Genomic DNA, 6,166 nt, shown 5'->3' with positions numbered 1-6,166 from the left:
GCCCGGCCCCGCGCGCCCCCGCAGAGGCGGCCTCGGCCACCGCGTCGCTCTTCTGAAACACCCGGCGCCGTGATCAGACGCTGGCTCCGGCGCATCGCATTCACGCTGCTGGGCTTCACGCTGGCCGCGGGGCTGTACGTGGGCGCGGCCTGCGCGCTGATGCTCTGGCCCGCCAATGCCAGGGCGCCCGCGCCGCCGCCCGCCGTCCAGGCCTGGGTGCTGAGCAACGGCATCCACACCGACCTGGTGTTTCCGATCCGCTCGGCCACCGTCGACTGGCAGCAGCTCTTTCCGTTCGCGCATTTCAAGGCCGTGCCGCCCGATGCGGAGTTCATCGCCATCGGCTGGGGCGACCGCGAGTTCTACCTGCACACGCCCACCTGGGCCGACCTCACGGCCTCGCGCGCATTGGGCGCCCTGCTCGGCGGCAACCGCGCGCTGCTGCATGTGACCTACCTCAGCCGTACCTCATTGACCAGGAACGCCTTCCACCTGCCGCTCTCACAGGCGCAGTACGCGCAGCTCGCGGACTACGTGCAGGCGACGCTCGCCTCGGGCCACGCGACACCCGTTGCCGGCGCCCACTACGGCAACGACGACGCCTTCTACGAGGCCGAAGGCGGCTACCACCTCTTCGAGACCTGCAACACCTGGACCGGCCGCGGCCTGCGGCAGGCGGGCGTCACGGTGAGCCGCTGGACGCCCTTCGATTTCAACGTGACGTGGCACCTGCAGCCGGTGCGGCCCTGAAGCCGCTCAGGGCTTGGGCACGCCGGCCTGCCACTGCGGCCAGTTGGCCACGATGTGGTCCACCACGCGCGTGCCCACCAGCGCAATGTTCTCCACCGTCTCGGCAAARCCGCCCGCCGTCTCGCCAGGGGCCGGGTCCAGGTGCTGCAGCGTGCTTTCCTTCGGGCTGCCCTGGTCGAAGTTGACGGCACCGCGCAGGCTCATCACGCGGTCGGTGCCATGGGTGCGCTTGATCACGAGCGTGATGGCGGCGGCTTCCATTTCGGTGATCACGTAGTCGTCGGCGCCGTAGAGCCTGGCGATGTATTGCGCCTGCTTCGACATGCCGGGACCGTGGAAGAAGGTGTCGCCGGTCATGTGGGTGCCGGTGGCCACGAAGGGCGCGCGGCGCGCGGCCGCATCGGGGTAGCGCAGGCGGTACTTGCGCGCGCTGTCCGAATCCTTGAGCGGCGTGTCGGACGAGAGCTTCATGGCCCAGCCCACGAGGTCGGGGTTGAGCTTGAAGCGGCGGTACTCCTCGTAGCCCTTGCGAGGCATGAAGGTGGGTTCGCCGGGCTTGTTCTCCTCAGGCGCCCAGCGGTGGCCGAGGTCGTAGTCCACGAGCCAGGTGGCCCAGCTCACCTCGCCGATGGTGCCGCGCGCCGGCGGCGTGCCGGCCACGCCGGAAATCACGTAGTAGGCCTGCGAGAAGTCGAACTGCGGGTTCAGCAGGATGGCCTGCATCGACGACGACGAGTTGACCTTGCCCATGCCGAGCACCGCGCCGCACACGCCGTCGGCATTGCAGTACACCGGCTGCAATGCGCCGGGCACCGCCATGGGCGCGGCGCCCTTCCAGTAGCGCTCGTACCAGTGCTGGAACTCGCCGGCCCGGTCGCCGGTGTTCTGGCCGATCTCGAACATGGCCGCGACGAAGACCTTCACCTTGACGGGCGCGGCTGCGGCAGCTGGGCGTGCAGCCGATACCGGCGAGGTCGGCGAAGTTGGGGAAGCGCAGGCCGCAACGAGCAGCGCCGCGCCGCAGGCAGAGAGCCAGCGCACGCAGGAAGACGGGAACGGCCGATGGAAGAACATCATTTCTTTGGGACTCCAGGAAAAGAACAAAGCGCCTCCATCGCACCAGCGGCGATTGCGGCGTCCTACAGGCGGCGATTGTCGGTGCAGGCACAAGCGCTGGGTACCGTCACCACGCAAACCCCATGCCGGCCCGCTCCAGATCGACCGCCCCGCCTTCCAGGCCCTCGCCGACGGCCGCGCCCATTGCCAACGGCCTGGTCTACGTGAACCCCGACATGCCGGGCATCCGGCGACTGAAGCACGGCGAGCACTTCCGCTACCGCGACGCGCAGGGCCGCTGGGTGCGCGACGCGGACGAGCTCTCCCGCATCCGCATGCTGGCGATTCCGCCGGCCTACACGCAGGTGTGGATCTGCCCGCTGCCCAACGGCCACCTCCAGGCCACCGGCATCGATGCCCGCGGCCGCAAGCAGTACCGCTACCACCCCGACTGGCGGCTTTTCAAGGACGAGACCAAGTTCGAGCGCCTCGAGGCCTTCGGGCTCGCGCTGCCGCGCATCCGCGCGCGCGTCACGCGCGACCTGCAGGAAGGCGCGGCAACGGCCAAGGCGCCCGGTCGCCAGCAGGTGCTGGCAGCCCTGGTGCGGCTGCTCGACACCACGCTGCTGCGCGTGGGCAACGAGGAATACGCCAGCAGCAACGGCTCCTTCGGCCTCACCACGCTGCGCAACCGGCATGCGGCCGTGCAAGGCGCGGCGCTGCGGCTGCGCTTCAGGGGCAAGAGCGGCGTGATGCACGAAGCCCGGCTCGACGATCCGCGCGTGGCCAGGGTGGTGCGCCAATGCCAGCAACTGCCCGGCCAGGCGCTGTTCCAGTACCAGGACGAAGACGGGGAGCTGCGCAGCGTCTCGTCCACCGACGTCAACGGCTACATCGCCGAAGCCTCGCCCGGCGAGCGCTTCACCGCAAAGGACTTCCGCACCTGGCACGGCACGGTGCAGGCGCTGGAGCTCACGCGGCTGGCCTGCGAACCGGGCCGCACGGCCGCCGACGGCACGCGCTACAGCGCCAAGGAAATACTGGCCGCCGTGGCCAGGCAGCTGGGCAACACGCCCGCGGTCTGCAAGAAGGCCTACGTGCACCCGGCCGTGCTGGCGCTGGGCAGCGCGCTTGCGGGCGACGAGGAAGACCCCGCGGCCGAACTGCTGCGAAAGATGTCGGCCCGAACCGCCGCGCGCAAGACGCGCGGGCTCCACGCCGCCGAACAGCGGCTGCTCGCCTTCCTGCGGATGCATCGGCAAGGCCAGGCGCGCCAGCAGCGCGAGGCACGCAGCGCCAACGGCCGGCGCAAGGCCGGAGAAGAACGACGAAGGCCTCAGCCCGGCGCGAGCGGAAAGCGCACGCTGTCGCGCTCGAGCGCCACGGTGTAGCCCAGGTCTTCCGCCAGGCTCTGGAGCGCAATCGCGTCGATGGCCAGCGCACGCGGGGCGCGGTGCGCGTCGAGCACCGGGCTGGCACCGGCCGATTCGCGCGGCAAGGCGCTCAGGCGAAGCGCGTTGCCGCCATCGGCCTCGATGCGGATCGCGCCGGCTTCGGATGCGCCGTCGTGCAGGTATCCGAGGCCGCCGAGCACCAGGTAGCGCAGCGCGGCGCCCTGAGGCCAGCGCGTTTCGCCCTCGCGCGGTTCGAGCGCGGCATCGACAGCCAGCTCGACGCCATGCATGTCGAAGGCTGCGCGCATCAGGCCCACGCACTGCGCCACCAGCGCGCTGCGCGTGATGCCGTCATCCGTCGTGGCCAGCTCCCAGTCGCGCAGCGAGCGGATGCCCTCGACGAGTTCGGACACCTGGTTGTCGATCAGCGCCACGCGCTCCTCGCAGACCGGTGCATCGATGACCGGCGCGCCGATCTGGCGCTTGAGCATGAGCAGCGCCATGCGGATCACCGACACCGGGGCCGCCATGTCGTGGCGCAGTGCCGGCAAGGCGCGGGTGAGCAGTTCGTGGCGTACGCCGGCGGCGATCCAGCTTCGGGCTCCGGGCGAGGCCTTCATTGGGCGCGGAGAGCCGAAGGCTTCGCCTCGGTGAGGGGGTGGCAGGCCCGCGGACCACTGCTGCTGGTGCGGGGTTCGGCATTCGGCTCGTTCACTTTGCGCGTCCTGAAGCGAAGGAAAGCCAAAGTATCGGTCCCGCCCCCCGCAGCGGGTGTAGGAGCGTACCTACGCTTTCGCCACCCGCCTAGGGTTTGCCGAGATAAACCCGCACGTCTTTCACCTCGACGCCCGCGGCGGCCACGGCCGAACGCAGCTGCGCCTCGGTCACGCCCAGCGTCTCGGTCCAATAGCGCACCTCGTGCGGCTCGTTGACATTGATGCGGGTCCGGTCCTGCGGGCCGCGCTTGTTCGGGTCGTCTGCCATGGCGTGCTTCCTGTGTTGGGTGTGTCGATGCAGGGACGATGCGCGCCCCTGCGGCGCGGCACTGGCGGACGGCGGCGCGGCTCCTTGCAGGAAATGTCCGAAACCGGCGTGCGGGCGCCGCGGGCCGCGCCTATGGTCGGCGCATGAAGTCTGAACAGAACAAGCGCACCATCGCCGAGGCATGGAAGGCTTTCGCAAGCCGCGACCCCCAACGCATCGCATCCTGGTTCACCGAGGATGCCGAATGGCTGGCGCCACGCGGCAACGCCACCGCGCTGGCACTCGATGCGCCCGACCACATGATCGGTCCGGACGCCATCGTGCATTTCCTGGCCGAGAGATTTCCGGCGCTCTTCGTCTCCGATGTCGCGGTCGATTTCCGCAGCCGCTATTGCGAGGGCGATACCGTGATCGTCGAGCTGCGCCTACAGGCCACGCTCGCGAACGGCCGCCGGTACGACAACGACTACTGCTTCATCTTCGAACTGCGCGATGGGCGCATCGCCCGCGTGCGCGAGTACATGGACACGCAGAAGGGCCGCGCCTGCATCTTCGGCTAGGGCCGGGCGGCGCGCGCCTGCAGCTCGCGCTTGAGCAGCTTGCCGTTGGCCGTGGTCGGCATGGCGTCGACGGTCTCGATGCGCGCGGGCCGCTTGTAGGGCGACAGGTGCTCCGCGAGGTAGGCGCGCAGCGCCGGTTCATCGAGCACGGCGCCGGGCTTCATCTCGACGAAGGCGACGATGCGCTCGTTGCCGTCGGCCTCGGGCACGCCCACCACCGCGCAAAGGTGCACGCCGGCGAAGCGGCCGATCACCGCCTCGATCTCCGCGGGATAGACGTTGAAGCCCGAGCGGATGATCATTTCCTTGAGCCGGCCGACCACGAACAGCGCACCGTCCGCATCGAAGCGCCCGAGGTCGCCGCTCGCATACCAGCCGCCGGGGCGCATGACCTGCGCCGTGGCCGCCGCATCGCGGAAGTAGCCCAGCATGAGGCCGGGCCCGCGCAGCCAGATCTCGCCGGTCTCGCCCGGCGCCAGGTCCTGGCCATCGGGCCCCACGATGCGCGCCTCGCCGCCCTCGACCACATGGCCCGCGGCCGTGTCCGCACGCGGTGCCTCCACGCGCGTGAGGAACACCGAGCCCGCGTACTCCGAGAGGCCATAGCCGTAGTGCAGCGGCTGGCCGAACAGCGCCTCGACGCGCTGCTTGAGCGCTGGATCGAGCGGCGCCGAGCCGGTGTAGACATAGCGCAGCGCCGGAAAGCGCGGCGCACCGTGCCCGGCCTCGATGTGGGCCAGCAGCCGCGCATACATCGTGGGCGGCCCGAGCAAGTTGGACACCTCTTCATGCGCGAGCGCATGCAGCATGTCGGCCGGCGAGAAGCTCGCGCGCAGCACCAGCGCGGCGCCGCCCGTGAGCGCGGCCATGAGCACCGTGCCGATGCCGAAGATGTGCGTCATCGGCAGGAAGGCGTAGACCCGGTCGTGCGCGCCCAGCGCCCGCACGCCGGCCGACACGCGGCCGAAATGCAGCAGCCCGCGGTGCGACACCATCACGCCCTTCGGCGTGCCCGATGTGCCTGAAGTGAAGATGATGGCCGCGGTATCTGCGAGCGCGGGATCGGCCTCTGGCCTGGCCTCGGCGCGCACGGCCGAGCGCATCACGCCCGGCAGCGCCGAGGGCACCGCGCCGGCGCGCTGGGCATGCTGCCGCGCGGCGTCCGAGGCGTCGGTGGTGAAGCAGCACAGCCGCGCATCGGCGCGGTCGGCAATGGCCGCGACCTCGCCGGGCGACATGCGCGCGTTGACCCCGCACGACCATGCGCCGATGCGGCTGCACGCCATGATGAGCGCGATGTGCGCGGCGCAGTTCTCGGCCACCAGCAGCACGCGGTCGGTCGGCCGCACGCCGGCGGCGAGCAGGTCCTGCGCGGCCGCCTCGGCCATGGCCTGCAGCGCGCCGTACGACACGGTGCCCGAT

The 6,166-nt window shown here is 70.5% G+C and carries 7 protein-coding genes; 3 read left to right on the top strand and 4 right to left on the bottom strand.

Annotated features, from left to right (window positions below; all coding sequences use genetic code 11):
• Window positions 1-69 precede the first annotated feature (69 nt).
• Window positions 70-750, top strand: coding sequence for a TIGR02117 family protein (locus AC1DOC_RS15280; RefSeq protein ID WP_436042832.1), 681 nt, complete (start codon window positions 70-72; stop codon window positions 748-750).
• A 6-nt stretch (window positions 751-756) separates the two neighbouring features.
• On the opposite strand, the gene AC1DOC_RS15275 is transcribed toward AC1DOC_RS15280, so the two are convergent.
• Window positions 757-1,827 carry a purine-nucleoside phosphorylase gene (locus AC1DOC_RS15275; RefSeq protein ID WP_012746468.1) on the bottom strand — a complete coding sequence of 357 codons (1,071 nt, stop codon included), beginning with the start codon at window positions 1,825-1,827 and terminating at the stop codon, window positions 757-759.
• A 122-nt stretch (window positions 1,828-1,949) separates the two neighbouring features.
• On the opposite strand from AC1DOC_RS15275, the gene AC1DOC_RS15270 reads away from it, so the two are divergent.
• Window positions 1,950-3,197: a DNA topoisomerase IB gene (locus tag AC1DOC_RS15270; protein ID WP_012746467.1), complete on the top strand. Its 1,248-nt coding sequence runs from the start codon at window positions 1,950-1,952 to the stop codon at window positions 3,195-3,197.
• On the opposite strand, the gene AC1DOC_RS15265 is transcribed toward AC1DOC_RS15270, so the two are convergent.
• Both AC1DOC_RS15265 and AC1DOC_RS15260 read right to left on the bottom strand, forming a co-directional pair.
• Window positions 3,143-3,820, bottom strand: a complete 678-nt coding sequence (locus tag AC1DOC_RS15265) for a hypothetical protein (RefSeq protein WP_012746466.1) — start codon at window positions 3,818-3,820, stop codon at window positions 3,143-3,145. The two genes, AC1DOC_RS15270 and AC1DOC_RS15265, sit on opposite strands and share 55 nt — an antisense overlap.
• Window positions 3,821-4,004: 184 nt before the next feature.
• A complete protein-coding gene (locus tag AC1DOC_RS15260; RefSeq protein ID WP_012746465.1) occupies window positions 4,005-4,184 on the bottom strand; it encodes a DUF3606 domain-containing protein in 180 nt (59 codons plus the stop codon).
• A 143-nt stretch (window positions 4,185-4,327) separates the two neighbouring features.
• Between AC1DOC_RS15260 and AC1DOC_RS15255 the strand changes: the two genes are divergently transcribed.
• The gene (locus AC1DOC_RS15255; RefSeq protein ID WP_436042829.1) at window positions 4,328-4,744 is read left to right on the top strand and encodes a nuclear transport factor 2 family protein; all 417 of its coding nucleotides are present in this window, start codon (window positions 4,328-4,330) and stop codon (window positions 4,742-4,744) included.
• Here AC1DOC_RS15255 and AC1DOC_RS15250 read toward each other — a convergent pair.
• A partial coding sequence (locus AC1DOC_RS15250; protein ID WP_478130027.1) for a class I adenylate-forming enzyme family protein occupies window positions 4,741-6,166 on the bottom strand: 1,426 nt, incomplete at its 5' end. The genes AC1DOC_RS15255 and AC1DOC_RS15250 overlap by 4 nt on opposite strands.

Source organism: Variovorax sp. 01T439_2 (assembly GCF_056398445.1).
This window is presented reverse-complemented; position numbering and strand designations above follow the sequence as displayed.